The sequence below is a fragment of the Brasilonema sennae CENA114 genome (assembly GCF_006968745.1).
GTDB classification, from domain to species: Bacteria; Cyanobacteriota; Cyanobacteriia; order Cyanobacteriales; family Nostocaceae; genus Brasilonema; species Brasilonema sennae.
Window position 1 is genome coordinate 6,203,749 of record NZ_CP030118.1, and the last position, 13,913, is coordinate 6,217,661.

At 41.4% G+C, this 13,913-nt stretch carries 13 protein-coding genes and 1 pseudogene; 8 read left to right on the forward strand and 6 right to left on the reverse strand.

Annotation, left to right across the window (positions count from 1 at the left end; translation table 11 throughout):
• Positions 1 to 568: 568 nt before the first annotated feature.
• Positions 569 to 2,215, reverse strand: coding sequence for an NCS2 family permease (locus DP114_RS25845; RefSeq protein WP_171977471.1), 1,647 nt, complete (start codon positions 2,213 to 2,215; stop codon positions 569 to 571).
• Between the two features lie 162 nt (positions 2,216 to 2,377).
• On the opposite strand from DP114_RS25845, the gene DP114_RS25850 reads away from it, so the two are divergent.
• Entirely contained in the window at positions 2,378 to 2,884 is a 507-nt protein-coding gene (locus DP114_RS25850) for a GNAT family N-acetyltransferase (RefSeq protein WP_171977472.1), read from the forward strand.
• A gap of 75 nt (positions 2,885 to 2,959) precedes the next feature.
• Here DP114_RS25850 and DP114_RS25855 read toward each other — a convergent pair whose 3' ends face one another.
• Positions 2,960 to 4,150: a DNA double-strand break repair nuclease NurA gene (locus DP114_RS25855; RefSeq protein WP_169264286.1), complete on the reverse strand. Its 1,191-nt coding sequence runs from the start codon at positions 4,148 to 4,150 to the stop codon at positions 2,960 to 2,962.
• Positions 4,151 to 4,543: 393 nt separating this feature from the next.
• Here DP114_RS25855 and DP114_RS25860 point away from each other — a divergent pair, with 393 nt between their 5' ends.
• The 4 genes from DP114_RS25860 to DP114_RS25870 are packed head-to-tail and all read left to right on the forward strand — an operon-like array spanning position 4,544 to position 6,547.
• Complete coding sequence (locus tag DP114_RS25860; RefSeq protein WP_171977473.1) at positions 4,544 to 4,987, forward strand: hypothetical protein; 444 nt, start codon at positions 4,544 to 4,546, stop codon at positions 4,985 to 4,987.
• Between the two features lie 33 nt (positions 4,988 to 5,020).
• Entirely contained in the window at positions 5,021 to 5,155 is a 135-nt protein-coding gene (locus tag DP114_RS35845) for a hypothetical protein (RefSeq protein ID WP_256379284.1), read from the forward strand.
• 9 nt (positions 5,156 to 5,164) lie between these two features.
• The gene (locus DP114_RS25865; protein WP_171977474.1) at positions 5,165 to 5,692 is read left to right on the forward strand and encodes a hypothetical protein; all 528 of its coding nucleotides are present in this window, start codon (positions 5,165 to 5,167) and stop codon (positions 5,690 to 5,692) included.
• Between the two features lie 21 nt (positions 5,693 to 5,713).
• Positions 5,714 to 6,547, forward strand: a complete 834-nt coding sequence (locus DP114_RS25870; RefSeq protein ID WP_171977475.1) for a hypothetical protein — start codon at positions 5,714 to 5,716, stop codon at positions 6,545 to 6,547.
• 155 nt (positions 6,548 to 6,702) lie between these two features.
• Here DP114_RS25870 and DP114_RS25875 read toward each other — a convergent pair whose 3' ends face one another.
• Positions 6,703 to 7,488, reverse strand: coding sequence for an HAD family hydrolase (locus DP114_RS25875; protein WP_171977476.1), 786 nt, complete (start codon positions 7,486 to 7,488; stop codon positions 6,703 to 6,705).
• A 230-nt stretch (positions 7,489 to 7,718) separates the two neighbouring features.
• Between DP114_RS25875 and DP114_RS36415 the strand changes: the two are divergent.
• Both DP114_RS36415 and DP114_RS25885 read left to right on the forward strand, forming a co-directional pair.
• Positions 7,719 to 7,955, forward strand: a pseudogene (locus DP114_RS36415) (HigA family addiction module antitoxin); the annotation flags it as partial.
• Positions 7,956 to 8,534: 579 nt separating this feature from the next.
• Entirely contained in the window at positions 8,535 to 9,623 is a 1,089-nt protein-coding gene (locus DP114_RS25885; protein WP_171977477.1) for a glycosyltransferase family 4 protein, read from the forward strand.
• A gap of 246 nt (positions 9,624 to 9,869) precedes the next feature.
• On the opposite strand, the gene DP114_RS25890 is transcribed toward DP114_RS25885, so the two are convergent.
• From DP114_RS25890 to DP114_RS35355, 3 genes are all read right to left on the reverse strand, one after another.
• Positions 9,870 to 10,256: a hypothetical protein gene (locus tag DP114_RS25890; protein ID WP_172195302.1), complete on the reverse strand. Its 387-nt coding sequence runs from the start codon at positions 10,254 to 10,256 to the stop codon at positions 9,870 to 9,872.
• A gap of 177 nt (positions 10,257 to 10,433) precedes the next feature.
• Positions 10,434 to 10,628, reverse strand: a complete 195-nt coding sequence (locus DP114_RS35350) for a sodium:solute symporter family transporter (protein ID WP_246162774.1) — start codon at positions 10,626 to 10,628, stop codon at positions 10,434 to 10,436.
• A gap of 11 nt (positions 10,629 to 10,639) precedes the next feature.
• Positions 10,640 to 10,912: a sodium:solute symporter family transporter gene (locus DP114_RS35355; RefSeq protein ID WP_246162776.1), complete on the reverse strand. Its 273-nt coding sequence runs from the start codon at positions 10,910 to 10,912 to the stop codon at positions 10,640 to 10,642.
• A 716-nt stretch (positions 10,913 to 11,628) separates the two neighbouring features.
• On the opposite strand from DP114_RS35355, the gene DP114_RS25900 reads away from it, so the two are divergent.
• The gene (locus DP114_RS25900) at positions 11,629 to 13,857 is read left to right on the forward strand and encodes a hypothetical protein (RefSeq protein WP_171977478.1); all 2,229 of its coding nucleotides are present in this window, start codon (positions 11,629 to 11,631) and stop codon (positions 13,855 to 13,857) included.
• The last annotated feature ends 56 nt before the right edge of the window (positions 13,858 to 13,913 follow it).

A 13,913-nucleotide genomic window follows, 5' to 3' on the forward strand; every position in this document is an offset into this window, starting at 1 on the left:
TGCAAGTTTTTTTGATAAATTCTCTGCTTTTTTTTAATGAGAACTGTTATAAATTGCTAGTTTTTTCGAGACTCATAACTTCACCTGAATTTTTAATAAGCTTTTTTCCTACGATAGAAACAATAGCTATCTTTAATAACTCTGCAAGATCTTTTGTGGAATAGAACAACATAATCTGCTATTTGTAAAATTTACACTACTAGTTAGTACGATACCTGCTATTGTTTTTCTCAACCTTCTACCATAGGAATAAACCGACTAATCCTCAAGGAGTAAGCTGGATTTTCAGTTAGCTTAAGAGCATAGATACAGTGAACAGGTCTCAATCTCAAAGATGTGGCTATTATAAGTAGGAGATATAGTAATTATAAGTAGTAGATATATGGCAGTCGCCAGGTAGATTAGGACACGAACTAATGAGAAAACACGTTCACCAAGAGACTTTCAAGTCTGTTAAGTGTTCCCTGCTATAGCAATATGATTCACATAAAGCACAAACACGCGAAAAAATATCCAACCTTATTTAAATCTGGCTGATAGGAGTAGATTTGAGAGGATGAACATAACCTCATTTCTCTAAATTTCCATCAAAAGCATCTTGTGATGACGATGGAACAACCTTTTGATTTCCTTTCTGACGACGCGCTAGCCATTCGGTGTAGAAAAAGAGAATAGCTAGTAAAATGTAGCCGACTGCCCAAGGCGTTCCAGTTCCAAAACCCAAATTGACAACAGTATCTGCTACAGTCCAACGGTAGCTATGCATCAACCCAAACCAAGAGAGTAAGGCTGCTGCTATAGACCAATAACCAGCTTTGCGGAAGTCTCGCTCAATAATATAAACTGTGATACCAGCTAAAATCATAGCTGAAAAAATAAAGCCCTGCTCTAAAGCAAAAGCACCATCTATATATGTATCGCTCAATTTAAACTGTTCAATTAAAGCAGGAGTCAGGGGTTTGTCTGGTGTTCCTAAACCTGCCGCGCGTAGTGCATTTTTGGCAATTAAAGCACCCCAACCTGCGATACCTGGTAACAAACCGACAACGACAGCAGGCGCATGGTGAGAAGGAGTTGCTGTGAAGCTTTGAGCTACAATGACAATGCCAATCCATAACACAATTGCCATTCCAGCTTCAACGGGGACAAAATAGGCAAGGATGGCAACGGTTCCAGTTAAGCACAGCAAGCCCATAAAAATACCGTTGAGAATGGAGTAACCCACTCTTGCACCTAAAGCTTTCCAACCAGGATGTCCAATATAAATGGTTGTTGGGAAACAAGAACCACAAATGGCTGCAACCAATGTACCAATACCATTTGCTGCAAGACTTGGGGTTGCAGGATAAACATCTCCTGCAGCTTCAGCACTTTCTAAATTTTGCAGGCTACCGACAAGGTTAAATAATCCCATCGGTAAAATGATGCTGAAATAGTCGAGTAAGACTGCGCGACTATTCCATAAATCCCCTAGCCATAACCTTGGTATGTAAACTCCTATCGGTTGTAGTGCAGTAGCGAACTTGGCGTTATCCCAACTGACTAAACCTGTACCCCAAGCCAAACCAATTCCCAAAAGCACTGCTAATAATCCACCAGGAATGGCAAATCGCACTTGTCCAAAGTAGGTAATTAAGATAACGCCTAAAGGAACTAAACCAACTACGGGATTGGCAAAAGTCCGAAAGAGAAAGCCAATTGCAATGAAAGTGATAGCAATACCACCTAAAGTGGAAAGCATCGCTGCGCGAGGAACAAGACGACGCAGAGGATTACCAACCCATGCACCGACTAATTCTATCAAACCTGAACCCAAGCAAGCGACCAAACCGGCTTGCCATGCGAGTTCAGCAGCTTGTTCTGATGATACACCTTGGGCGATCGCCGTCAACCGCACAGGCAACATCACCAAAAATACATAAGCAAAAAGGCTCACTGTATTAATGCCATAAGGCAAAGCAGTGATATCATCCCGTTGTTCTCGTTGCCCTTGTTTGTAAGCTAACCATCCATAATAAAAGTTACCAACAATTAAACTTAAAGCAATTCCTGGCAGAATACGCCCGTATACCAGGGAGGGAGAAAAGCCAAGCACCCCTTGACATAAATTCACAATCAACAAAATTTGAATCAAGTTGTCGAGGAAAAGCCCAAACAAACCATCTATATCTCTGCGGACAAACCAGCGGGGAGTCTTAACTGTTGAGATTTCCATCGTTTACTTTTACCTCGACAATTTTTTTGTGTTCGCGTGCGTCGCGGCTGCTTTGCAGCATCATCTTGTTGGTTTAAGGATATCAGTAAGGGTAATGTTTGGAGTAATCTTCAAGTGGACAGGCGGTATAGTTGAATCAGACGTTGAAAGTGGCAAGATGTCATGAGCTTGGTATTTGAAACTCAGAGGTTGCGATTAAAGCCAATCTTAGAGAGTGAGCTTAACACACTACACAGTATTTTTATTAATCCGTACGTTAGAAAATATTTGTGCGATGACAAGGTTTGGTCTTTGCAACAGGTTGAAGAAATGTTGATAGAAAGTCAAAGGCTTTTTGATGAAAGAAAGTTTGGTCTTTGGTTTATTGAGACTAAAAATGAGAAAGAAATTATTGGGTTTGTTGGTTTGTGGTATTTCTTTGGTGAAGGGCAACCCCAATTAGCTTATGCTTTGCTGCCTGAAGCGACGAAAAAAGGCTACGCTACCGAAGCTGCAACCAGAATACTAAAGTATTGTTTCAACGAACTTGGCTATCAGTATCTTTTAGCAAGCTGTGATCAGCCAAACGTTGAGTCACGGAAAGTAGCAGAAAGAATTGGAATGAGAGAAGTACAGGAAAAAATTGTGAATGGTAACCCCATATTATTTTTCAGGGTTGAGAGGTTTTAGATAAAGTGCGGAGGAACACCAGACAAACCTATACATCCCCTACACCCTTACCCCCTTACACCCCTAGTTCTTGACTCAAGCAATACTGCCACGCTTTCTAGCTTCTTTATAAGAAGTTCCTACATTTTTTATACCAGCTTTAATCATCTGTCTTTCAAGGATGGCAAAGAATCGCGTTCTATCCCCACCGCGCACCACTGCTTGATTGTGGGCTTCGGCGATCGCCACTGGATACCCATATCCCTTCTGCACTTGTGCTAACATCAGTCCTAGTGCTAGGTCAAACATTGTTGTGTTCTGGGCTACCCATGAGGGCACTTCTATCCGGGCAATTTCGGTACCCACATGCACGTAACAAAAGTAAATTGCTTGGTCTTGGTATAAGTCAAGAATACGAACATTGCTGCGCCATAAACAACCGCGTTGTCCTGGTTTGAGTAAGGTAGATAAAAGAGTTGTATCTCGTAAAGGTTCAAAGACTTTGCAAGGGACTTTTTCGAGTTGATTTGGGCAAAAGCTTGCACAATCTGGTACTGTGTGCGGACAAGCTAAAAGACGTAAAAAGTTCATGCCTTCAACATTACGAGAAGCACTCACATAACCCATCAGGGGAATTTGAGCATCACGCAACTTTTGCCAAGCTTCCAAGATGGGGGGTAAGATGCGATCGCGTGCTTCCAAAGGCAATTGCTCTAAAAACCAGTAAATCAACGAACCATCCACCATCGCTAACGTTGGAACTTCTTCTGTTCCCCTGTCCTCTTTTACACTGCAAGCCAGTTCTGTCAGCACCGTTGCTTCACTTGCTGTGCGGCAAAAACCCATCCATTCTTCAGTACGAATACCCCATTTGCGAGAAAAATATAAATCCTCGGGGCGATAGAATATCTCCGGTAAACTATCTAGAAGTGGGTAACGGTTTTGTCCATAATGTAAGATAACTCTACCGATATTAAGAAGATAGCAGTAAGCAATTTCGTGGTGACTGGGAGATATTTGAGAACCATCGGTTGCAATGACGGTATGTATTTTAGGGGGAACCGGGATATCAATACAGGTGTTGAGTGGTTCTAGGGGAGTCGCATTGGCAAAGAGGATGCGATCGCGCCATTTTTCCTGTCGCTGTACCAACTCGTCCTGACATCCCACAGCATTTTGAAAATGTTTTTGAGCCAATTCTAAACGCTGGCGACTAGCAGCCGCCTCTTGCGTCAGATGTTGACTCAAGCCCTGCATTTGTCTTGCCAGTTTAGTGAGGTCAAGCATAATCGTAAGTTTACCAGTTGTGAAGTATGAGTTCTGAGTGTTGAAAGAAAGAGACTCAGAACTCAGCACTCAGCACTATCTTAGAGGATGTTTTCTCAGTGGTGATACTCACTAGCCACTAGAGGCGAAATGTTTTGATATCAAATGATATTCAGAAAAATTCTTGCTATCCTGACAGATAAAGTAGATATACGTAAAATTAAGTATAATAAAATGTAGTATGAACCGAGTTGTAGAACCAAATCGGTGTCAGTTGCCAGCGCCATATTCGCTCAATTGAGCGGTGCTGGTACAGTTTTTGCTATTCAATGGCAGGTGTTACATAAAATATGTGGCACTTGATTTTGAGAGTCTCAAAAATTAAGTAAATCTACTAATCTTTTGGAGTATTGCATGACTAACCCAATTGTTGCTGTGACTGCTGCTGAAATTCTTAAGCTTGCTTTCAATGAGTTTATTAAATCTAGTACTGGCGAAGCTGCCAAAAAGCTGACAAGTGAGGCTTTAAGCAAAGCTAATGAATTACGTCAGAAGATTGTGTCACGGTTCAAGGATAGACAAAATGTGAAGGCAGAAAAAGCAATAACTGCTGTTCAGGAACAGTATTCTCTAGAAGCATTGAACAAATTGACAACTTACCTAGATGACGAGATAGATGAAGAACCAAGTTTTGCTGATGATTTGCGACAACTCGCACAGCAAATTATCAACATTCAAAACATAAGTCAGAAACAAGTACAGTTTGGCGAAATGAAGCAATTAAACCGTGACAATGCCAAAGGGACTCAAGTTCAAGCAAATCGAATTGATCGAATTGGTGATGATTACACGAAGTAATTTTTTGTTGAAACACAAATATAGCAATCCTATATGAGTTGTGAGAATTATCGTTCGCGTAGCGTGCGCCCTTGGCGCATACCGCCAAGACGAGCCAGCGCTGCAGGAGGGTCTCCCTCCGTAGGCGTCTGGCGTCGCCAAGGACGCCAAGAAAGAGAAGAAAAATAGGACTATTATATGGAGCAAAACAATTACGGCGGGAAAAATTATCAGATTCAAGCAGAGAGTATTGGGCATGTTGGTGATGTATATCAAACTCCACAAGTCACTGGAGAGGAGTTACTGCACAAAGGAATTCAGCTTCTCAATCAACGAGCTTACCGCCAAGCTATTGATGTGTTGAGTGATGCAACAAAAACTAATCCGTCAATCTCCGATACTCACTACTATTTGGCAATAGCACTATTGAATGGTGAAAAACCTAGAAAGATTGACGTATGGACGATTCAAAGAATTGAATCAGAACTGAATGCCGCAGTTTGTGGAGATGCCAAATCATCGAAACATTATATGCTTTGGGCAATCGTAAAGCATGGTTATTACGTCATGAATGGATTCAGAGAAAAGACTCCTACATCTGCCCAACTTTTCAGTCAAGGTCAATTTATAGAGACTGAACATGCAAGAGAAATTCTTGATCATCTGGATGACCAGAAAAATCCATATTGGATGCATCTATATAAAAAATTTGGAAGACATAACTAATAAAGAGGATAAATCACTACCATGAGTATTTCCATAAATCGTTCAAAAGCAGTAGGTAAATATTTCACGTCAACTCCCAAAAAGCCTGTTCAGCCTGATAATTTAAATGATAAAAAGAGCATATATATTGGATGGGGCATGATTATTTTTGCCTTATTATCGTTTATTTTTTTGTCAATCATAAGTTTTGTTATACGATATTTTGGAATTAAGAAATTGAGGAAGGCATTAGTTGATAAGGAAAACTATGAAAGAGATTTTGAACAATATAAAAAGGATTATGCACGGGCAGAACCGAAACCATCAGATGAACAAATAGATGAATGGATGGATGATGACATAGATAACATCATTGAAGAATCGTTGAGAAAACTGGACTTAGAGGACGGAGATTATACAGCAAAGCCTTTCATTATTGGAGGTCCAGCAGATTTAGACGATACGCGATATGCTCTCGGTAAAGACGGCAAAATTCGATATTCACATCTTAATGTACTGATTGTTTATTTAACTGATCACAATATCTTAACTTATCGATGTGAAAACACTCTAGAATCCGGACAAATTTTGAAAGATAGTACACAAGAGTTTCCATACAAAGAGATTACGAATATTGAGATAAAGACTATCAATAAAAAAATCTCTTTTGTGAACGACAAAACAGATTATGAAAAAGGCGTACAACAATTTGCGATCTATACAAGTGGCGGCAATGTTATTGAGGTGACTTACTCCTTCTCACACGATGCATATCATCAAGGTGAACTAGTCAACATTGGTTCTCAACAGACAATTAAAGCCGTGCGGAAGAAGTTGGAAGAGTACAAGAAGAGGTATCAGAAGTATGAAAGGTAACTGAGATCTTGCACCAGCTTTTGGATCAGCCAAGAAATTTATTTCTTGGCTGAAAGCTCAAGTAAGCTAAAGCTTACTGAATATACATTCGAGTCCGTTTTAACGGACTTTGGCTATGAGCCTTGAACTTTAGTTCAAGGCGTACTAACATCCTCTTAAAACCATTGCGAGAAATCTTTCGGAAACTGAGCCAGTGATAATAGCTGAATTACTGGATCATTTTGGGCAGTTACTTTTTCGGTTGAAGTATTATAACCCCAATCTGCAAGAAATAATTTTACTTCCTCAAGACCAGGTTGCTGTTGAACAAGTTGTAATGTTTTCAGTCGATCTTCTACAAACCACACTCTTTCTGGTGAAGCATTTGTTTTTTGAATTAATGCTCGTAGAATTTCGTGTTTGGGACGCTTGACTTCTTTGCCAAAAATAATGTCTTGCGGTAAATCGACTCCTCCTTGTTTCAATAGCTGCTGTGCGAAACGCCCTTCTTTTGTCGTGATGATATACAGGTTGGTTGTGCTATCGACTGTTGCTTTAATTTTTTCGATTATCCCTGGATAAAATCTATGCAAACTCAACCAACCATCTAAATCTGTAGCAATCCATTCATCCCGAATCTTATCTAGTTTCTGACCAATGTCTGTTGCTTTGAGATTGTCTTTTAACAAAATTTCTTGGGTAATTGTTGTCCATTCCTGAAGAATCTTTTCTTCCGGAATTTCCTCTACCAAGGCTTTGACTAAAACAGGCATTTCCCAACCAGTTTCGATCACAGGTCTGAGTTGATAGAATTTTGAGGCGAAATCATTGTGTGGTGTTTCTTGCTTTGGTGACCAAATTTGACAATAGGTACGCCAAGCGACTTCAAAATATTCTATTAATCCGTCGCAAATAACACCATCAAAGTCTAGGGCGAGAATTGTAGGAGTGCTTGCCGTCATTTTTTTTGAGGATGAAAACTGCTGCTGTCAGCTTACCTGACAATTGCAAATCATGCAGTAGCTTAGAGACATGTTGCTGAATTTGAGCATGAACTCACGGGAACGCGGTTGAATAAACAACTCCTGACTAGCGCGATACGCGTAGCGTCTTTGTTTTGTATGGACACAAGAGAGTGCAGAAAAAGTTGAAATAGTGGACTATCATTAAGCCCATAAGGAGATATAAACAGATGAGAATTCCTAGCAAACGACCGCCTACACATCCCGGCGAAATATTACTCAAAGATTTTCTTGAGCCACTTAATTTGTCACAAAGTGACCTTGCAAATGCAATTCATGTTTCTTATCAACGAATCAATGAGCTTGTGAATGAAAAGCGTGGTGTTACCTTAAGTACCGCTTTACGATTATCAAAGTTTTTTGGGAATAGCTCACAATTTTGGTTGAATCTTCAACAGAATTGGGACATGTACCATGTCTTAAAGGAAGAAGAAGAGGAACTAAACACTATTTTGCAATTTAAGACTAACACAGATTCTGGATATGCTCGTACTTCTTCCGTAACAGGTAATAATCGCAGTTCCACTGGTGCTAACCACAAAGGAAAATCACCAGCATAGTTTTCAATTGAAGAAGAATACAAAAGTGAAGTAAGTGTGAATTGATCAGACATTCAATTCTGCTTTTTCCTACTTCAATACTTATTATTCGTCATATACTAATAAAACATTTATTTTATGATAATTTCACGTAATGAGTATGGTGATTTAAAATTTTTATATAGTCCTCAAGATAGATGTGACAGGTAAAAAGGTAGGGTAAAAGTAAAAAATAGCTGCATTGTGACTGAGCAGCTAAACATATTGGAGGTGGCGCTTAGAAGGGTGCAAAACGAAATGGAAATACCTTGTTCATCGGAAGTTTGATAAATTCCAACTTCAGTAAAAAAGGTATATTCAGTAAAAGGAGGTATAATTACCTAATGGGTAAGAGTATCTATTACCCTTGTTCAACGTCCACTTTAACCAGCTGAACCAAGAAAACGTATGAAAATCGCTCAAGTAGCTCCCTTGTGGGAACGAGTTCCGCCCGCGACTTATGGAGGAATTGAACTCGTGGTGAGTCTTTTGACTGATGAACTGGTGCGTCGCGGTCACGACGTCACTTTGTTCGCTTCAGGCGACTCGCAAACATTAGCTAGACTCGAAGCAACTCATCCTCGTGCATTGCGCTTAGACCCAAATGTTAAAGAGGGTATAATGTACGAAATGTTACATGCTAGCAATGTTTACCAACAAGCGGAGGAATTCGACATCATTCATTCCCACATAGGGATATGGGCGTTGCAATTAACAAGTATGGTGTCAACACCCACAGTACATACCTTGCATGGCGCATTTACGGATGAAAGTAGCAGAGTATATACGCTTCATCGAACGCAACGATACGTCAGCATTAGTGATGCCCAGCGTCAACCAGACTTGAACTACGTCAGTACGGTCTACAATGGCATCAAAATCGAAGATTACCCATTTGTAGCGCAACCGAAAGAGCCACCGTATCTGGCATTCTTGGGTAGATTTTCGCCAGAAAAAGGGCCTCAACATGCGATCGCCATAGCAAAACAAGCGGGTTGGCGCTTGAAAATGGCAGGGAAAGTAGATGTTGTAGACACAGAGTTTTTTGAAAAAGAAATTGCCCCATTCATTGATGGTGAGCAAATACAATTTTTAGGTGAAGTAGATCATCCTGCCAAAGTTGAATTGTTGGGTAACGCATCGATAACTCTGTTCCCCATCACTTGGCAAGAACCCTTTGGTTTAGTCATGATTGAATCAATGGCAACTGGGACACCAGTCATCGGAATTAACATGGGTTCGGTACCAGAAGTCATTGCTCACGGAAAAACAGGTTTTGTTTGCGATAGCTATGAACAGATGGCACAAATGATTCCAGCTGCATTGGAATTAAATCGTCAAACCTGCCGAGAATATGTGGAAAACAGATTCACGGTTAAGCAAATGGTGGATGCGTATGAAGCCGTGTATGAAGAAATCCTCAAAGGACGTACTGCCAAGGGTGGACTACTTCATGCTTTGAAAAACTCCTTGGAATCGATAGCTTTTGTGAAGTAAAACTGCGATCATCGCCTGTATACGCTTTAAGCCAGACTCCGTTTGGCTTGCCCCAGTCAATGCTGGGGGTATCTACACTCTGTGCAGAGTCGAGGGTACGGCAGGCTTTGGGATCATCAGCCTTTCATCTAATCCTACCTCCAATATTACAGTTATCAGTGAACAGTTAAACAGTTATCAGTTAAACACTGAACAGTTAAACAGTTATCAGTTCATCCCCATCAATGAATTGATACCAAATCCGGGTCAATGACCCCCTTTTCCATTAGTCCGCGTAGGCGGTGAGTCCAGCGCTGCGGGAGGGTTTCCCTCCACAGGCGACTGCGTAAGCGCAAGCGCACGAATCGAGCGTTGCAAGAGCGTCTGTGCAGAAGATACGCGTAAGCGTGTCCCTTTGGGACTTACAAAGTAGCGTAGGCGTGCAGGAGATACCCGAAGGGACTTTGTCTGTATAGCCGCGACTTCCAGTCGCCAGGATAAAAAGGGGGTTATAAAAGCTGATGTAGTATGAAGTGCTACAAACGTGCATTGACCGTGACTTGAATGCAGCCATAAATTTGAGCCACTGCGTTGGAGAGCCAGCGCTGCAGGAGGTGAGACCAGTGCTGCGGGAGGGTCTCCCGCAGCAGGCATCTGGCGAACCCGAAGGGGTCTCCCGACCTAGGCGTCTGGCGTCCGGGTTCCCCGGCTTGTTCGCATGATTGCGTCTCCCCTTGGGAGATAGCATGTGGCGTATCGCGTCTGGCTAAGACGTGAATGCTTTCTGAGGGATAGCCGCTCCCATGCTCCCGTTGAAGAAAGAAGTCATGTCTAGGTTTGTTTAGGATTTACATAGCAGATAGTACCCACCAACATACTCGCTACTGCACCATTGGTGGTGAAGCGTCGCCACAGCATTGATAAAAGCAAGGCGGGGAAGTTTGCACTGGCGGCGATCGCAAATGCTAAACCCACCATATAAGCAACGTTTTGCCCCTTAAACAAAATACCTAACAGTATCGCCAATGCTCCCAACATCATAGAGATACGCGGGATGTGGCATATGTTACAGAACTTCGCGCTGACTTTGCATCAGGCACTGTGTAGAACCGCATCAGGATGTGGGGTAATCCTGCTGTCCCGAACATCAACGACATTCCCAAAGAGATCGCATCGAAGGGATCACAAACTTGTTTGCCAGGAGCCAACACACCTGGATATTTAGCAGCTGCGCTACTAAAAAGTGCCATTGGGTTAAAGCCAAATTTTGCTAATACCAAAATTGCCAACAAGACAGTTCCACCCAGCAACAGAATAGTCCATGTCTTTTGAAATTGAAAAGAATAGGTTTGATTGTCTCACTCAATTCCTAAATTGCAAAACATTTTAAAGTTTATTAGTATTGTTATTGAGATTTTTCGTGATAAAACATACTAAAAAATATTAAGTTTTAATTTTTAACTACTCCCAACCCGCCAGAAGAATACCTATAGCGGTTCTCATTTGAATCACATACACCACTACGAATAATGTAGAGCACGTAAATGTAACGTCTCTACAGTTGTGTATTGCACGCAACCGAGAAGCGCTATATTTTTGAACCGCACAAGGCGCGAATTTGTGGTGTGGATGTTCCTGGGCACTCGTTCGCGGTGGGCGCAGAGGAGCCAGCGCCGGGGTGAGGCAGCGCGGACGCCACATGCCTCTGTCGGGAAACAAGGACTGCAGCAGTGGCTCGTCTTGGGGAGCATCTGCCGACAGCATGTGGCGTGGTTTCCACGCGCTTGTGCTACAACGGGACGGTAGGTGCTACAAGCGCGTGGCACAGAGACAGGAGTAAATTATTATAGGTAATCTTAGATCCCGAAGGGAGTAAGTGCGATTCGGTTTTCTAGCTTTTATCCCAAACTAATAGACAAGATTGCAAAAATGAGATTTTACGAGTTCTGTTTTCTGTTAAGCGTTCCCTACAACTGCCACTAAGTCTAATTTGCTAATATCAAAAACATTATAGGACTAAACTGATATGCGTTCCAGAGCAGAGCAAGTTGCCAGTATCATTGAACACCGTTCCCGTTATCTTCCCAATAAGATAGCAACAGTTGAAAAAGAGCTTCAGGCACGAGCATCTGCCTTATATAATCTGGAAACTCATCAACAAGTGTTACTACAAGAAAATGCCAATACCCAAGCGAGTGAGTATTTAAAAGCAATCAATTTTGCTGATATTCAAAAACGCATTACATCTGAACTGTTTGTATTGTCTAAACTCAAAAGCCGCTTTTCCAGAAATACGCTGAATATTGGCGTTGTTGGGTTGATGGGACAAGGAAAGAGTACCTTGCTCAAGAGTTTAAGTGGACTTAGCGATCAAGAAATTCCAGCTTATGAAGGAGCAGCTTGTACAGCTGTTCGTAGCCTGGTTTGTAACAAGGAGGGTTCTGTTGAAGTTAGAGTCATTCTGCATTCAGAAAAAACCTTTTTAGAGGAAGTGATTCTTCCTTACTACAAATCGCTGAAACTCAAGCCTGAACCGCGCACCCTAGATGAATTTGCACGAGCATCTTTACCTGCCCAAATGCCTGTTGGAGCAACCGATGAAGCAGTTTATAAACACCTGCGGTATGACTATTTTCAGAACTTAGAATACTATCGGCATTTGATTGTTACTGGAGCAGAACCAGCAGAGGTGGCGATCGCCCCAGAGGAGGTGGCTGAATATGTCAGACAAAAGCGAAACCCTCAAGGAGAATTAATTTCGTACAAACACTTAGCTGTACGCGAAGTTAATATATTCTGTCCCTTTGAGAATCCTGATGTTGGTAGGATTGCTCTAGTTGATATTCCTGGTTTGGGAGACTCTAAGCTGGGCGATGAAAAAGTCATGCTGGATACTCTCGGTAGAGCAGTGGATATAGTGCTTTTTATAACACGTCCAGACCCGCAACGTTACCAATGGCGCAAGGTTGACACCGATCTTTACGATATTGCGGCTCAAGAATTGAATAACCTTGCAGGCAGAGCGTTTATGGTTGTCAATCACAGCCAAAGAACACAAAATCTAAATGCATGTATTGCTCTCAAAGATACTTTGCAGATGCAAGTTGTTAGTTGCGAAATTGCTGACTGCTCAAACCCAGAGGATGCTAACCAAGTTTTTGATCGCATTCTCAACTACCTGGCAGAGCATATTCTGGAAATTGATCAAGAATATGCTCGGCAAAGTCAAGAGCGGCTAATGAAAATTCAGCAAGATATCGATCTGATTATACAGGCTGCCCAGAAAGTTTTTAGCGCAACTGATAGTGACTTGTCCACACTTATTGACGATCAGTATGACGATTTGTTTGGTACCGATCAGGATGGATGGTGGCGAGAGATTACCATCGCCTTCCAAGAATTGAGATTTGAATTTGCCAAAGGCTGTCAATTACCGTCTAAGAGTCTGGAATCGAGTGTTGAGAAAGTCTACAAAACTTGTAAGGCAAATGCTGGAATTTTAACTGCTAACAATCCAGAAGCCGAAATTGAGAAGCAGATTAAAGCCAGCAATCCAATGAAAGCCTATGCTGACTACCGTGATTTGTTGCGAACTTTATTGTCCGATCACTTTAGTCATTTAGATGAAGGACTAAAAGAATCAACTCAAGAAGTGAAAGCGCGAGTAGCAGAGATTTTAATCACAGTTGGACAATTAGGTGTCTTGGGTAATTCCCTTGAAGACTGGGAATTTATTCAAGCTTTTAGAGAATTGCTAGAGCGAGAACATTCAGATCTTAAAAGACTTCAGCAAGGCTTCCGAATTATTTCTAATTTTGAACTTTCATACAGTGGCTTAATTGAACCACAGATCTATCAAAATTTGGTTGAACTTAGCAATATTCAACTTACTGATGAAGAGTCTAAAGATGTTACCTTAAAGGTTGGACAAAGTACAACGGCTGAGTTAATTCTTAACGCACTACAGATTGACTATGATCGCACAGTTGCTAGAATTAAGGCGGCTTTAGAAGAGCTACTTTATCAGCCCAGCATTGCTGCTTACGCGCTGATTGAGAAGTTTATTGACAACATCATCTACCACAAAGAGGCTCAAAAAGACTGGAAAAAATTTCTCAGGCGAGTCAGGGCTAAAGTCTGGGCTGAGGAAATTGGTAAGCTTGAACAAGAACAACAACGGCAACAGGACTGGTTAAATAGTGTTAAGCGATTAAAAGAGGTTAATCGTGTAGAAACAATTCAATTTTTGACTTGAATTTTTGATCGACTGATTGACTTAAAAAAATATCAGCACAGACTAAACTTGTTTTT

Bases quoted from the DNA above. Each gene is read 5' to 3' on its own strand.
- DP114_RS25845 (WP_171977471.1), bottom strand. From the start codon at position 2,215: ATGGAAATCTCAACAGTTAAGACTCCCCGCTGGTTTGTCCGCAGAGAT.
- DP114_RS25850 (WP_171977472.1), top strand. From the start codon at position 2,378: ATGAGCTTGGTATTTGAAACTCAGAGGTTGCGATTAAAGCCAATCTTA.
- DP114_RS25855 (WP_169264286.1), bottom strand. From the start codon at position 4,150: ATGCTTGACCTCACTAAACTGGCAAGACAAATGCAGGGCTTGAGTCAA.
- DP114_RS25860 (WP_171977473.1), top strand. From the start codon at position 4,544: ATGACTAACCCAATTGTTGCTGTGACTGCTGCTGAAATTCTTAAGCTT.
- DP114_RS35845 (WP_256379284.1), top strand. From the start codon at position 5,021: ATGAGTTGTGAGAATTATCGTTCGCGTAGCGTGCGCCCTTGGCGCATA.
- DP114_RS25865 (WP_171977474.1), top strand. From the start codon at position 5,165: ATGGAGCAAAACAATTACGGCGGGAAAAATTATCAGATTCAAGCAGAG.
- DP114_RS25870 (WP_171977475.1), top strand. From the start codon at position 5,714: ATGAGTATTTCCATAAATCGTTCAAAAGCAGTAGGTAAATATTTCACG.
- DP114_RS25875 (WP_171977476.1), bottom strand. From the start codon at position 7,488: ATGACGGCAAGCACTCCTACAATTCTCGCCCTAGACTTTGATGGTGTT.
- DP114_RS25885 (WP_171977477.1), top strand. From the start codon at position 8,535: ATGAAAATCGCTCAAGTAGCTCCCTTGTGGGAACGAGTTCCGCCCGCG.
- DP114_RS25890 (WP_172195302.1), bottom strand. From the start codon at position 10,256: ATGCCTGCTGCGGGAGACCCTCCCGCAGCACTGGTCTCACCTCCTGCA.
- DP114_RS25900 (WP_171977478.1), top strand. From the start codon at position 11,629: ATGCGTTCCAGAGCAGAGCAAGTTGCCAGTATCATTGAACACCGTTCC.